The 1,278-nt window shown below is 61.7% G+C and carries 1 protein-coding gene and 1 pseudogene; one reads left to right on the top strand and one right to left on the bottom strand.

From position 1 onward, the window contains the following. Positions 1–283, bottom strand: a pseudogene (locus tag ACXRVY_RS29750) (hypothetical protein); the annotation flags it as partial. Positions 284–412: 129 nt separating this feature from the next. On the opposite strand from ACXRVY_RS29750, the gene ACXRVY_RS29745 reads away from it, so the two are divergent. Continuing rightward, positions 413–1,278, top strand: an 866-nt coding sequence (locus ACXRVY_RS29745; protein WP_458239046.1) for an aldo/keto reductase, incomplete at its 3' end; no start/stop codon positions are given.

Genomic DNA, 1,278 nt, shown 5'->3' with positions numbered 1-1,278 from the left:
GGGTGAACCCGGGCAGGTTGCGCGAGACGTCTTCGGCATTGCCGCCGAAATAAATCAGCGCGTTGGGACCCTCGTGAGGTCGGGTGGAGACCAGCACCTGCGCGTCGGCGGCCGGCAGGGTGAGCAGTGTCTCGGCGCCGCCGACGGTACGCGGTTGCGGGTAATAAATCAGTGCCCGCTGGAACACGAACAGCGCCACGCACAGCGCCAGGTACAACGCAGCGACGATGACGACGAGTAACACCAGGGTGCGTGACATTCGACTAACGTTAGTGGGCGGCATTGACTGCTCTGGGAGTGAAAGTGGCTGGCGCCGCAAGGCTTTCAAAGTGTAGTCAATTGACCCTTGGCGCGGGTTATCCGGGTTGTTGGTGCAACGGGCCGGACCCGTGCGACTGGTGAGAAGCGTTTTATGAGCCATCCTGAGGGTTACACCCGTAGAGCAATACTCACGCTGGCTGCCGGTGCTTCGGCGGTCTTCACGTTCGGTCTGGCGGTTGCGCAACCCGCGCCGTCGATGGGAACAGGAGGCAAGACCATGCAGACCCGGGCCATTCCTTCCAGCAACGAGTCCTTGCCGATCGTAGGGCTGGGCACTTATCGCGGATTCGATGTCGAGCCTGCGCAACCGGCCTACAAAGACTTGCCCGCGGTGCTCGATGCGTTGTTCGACAAGGGTGGCAAGTTGATCGACAGCTCGCCGATGTACGGTCGTGCCGAACAGACCGTCGGCGAGTTGCTGTCGATCCATGAGCCACGCTCACCGGCCTTCCTCGCCACCAAAGTGTGGACCCGGGGCCGCGAAGAAGGCATCGCGCAGATGGAGCAATCCTTCGCCCTGTTGCAGACCGACCGGATCGACCTGATGCAGATCCACAACTTGCTGGACTGGCAGACGCACTTGCCGACCCTGCGCCACTGGAAGGAAAAAGGGCGTATTCGTTACATCGGCATCACCCATTACACCGCATCAGCCTATGAAGAAGTGGAAGCGGTACTCAAGGCCGAGCCCCTGGATTTCTTGCAGATCAACTATGCCCTGGATGATCGCGGTGCCGAGAATCGCCTGCTGCCGTTGTGCCGCGAGCGGGGGGTGGCGGTGATCTGCAACCGGCCGTTTGGCGGTGGCGGCTTGCTGGCCAAACTGAAAGATAAACCGCTGCCGGGCTGGGCGGCGCAAGTCGGGGTAAAGAGCTGGCCACAACTGGCGCTGAAGTTCCTGCTGTCGCATTCGGCGGTGACCTGCGTGATTCCGGGCACCGGCAACCCGCGCTACAT

It is taken from the genome of Pseudomonas sp. P5_A2_2 (assembly GCF_054177685.1).
The sequence above is the reverse complement of the archived record's forward strand: the minus strand, read 5'-3'. Positions and strand labels throughout refer to the sequence as shown.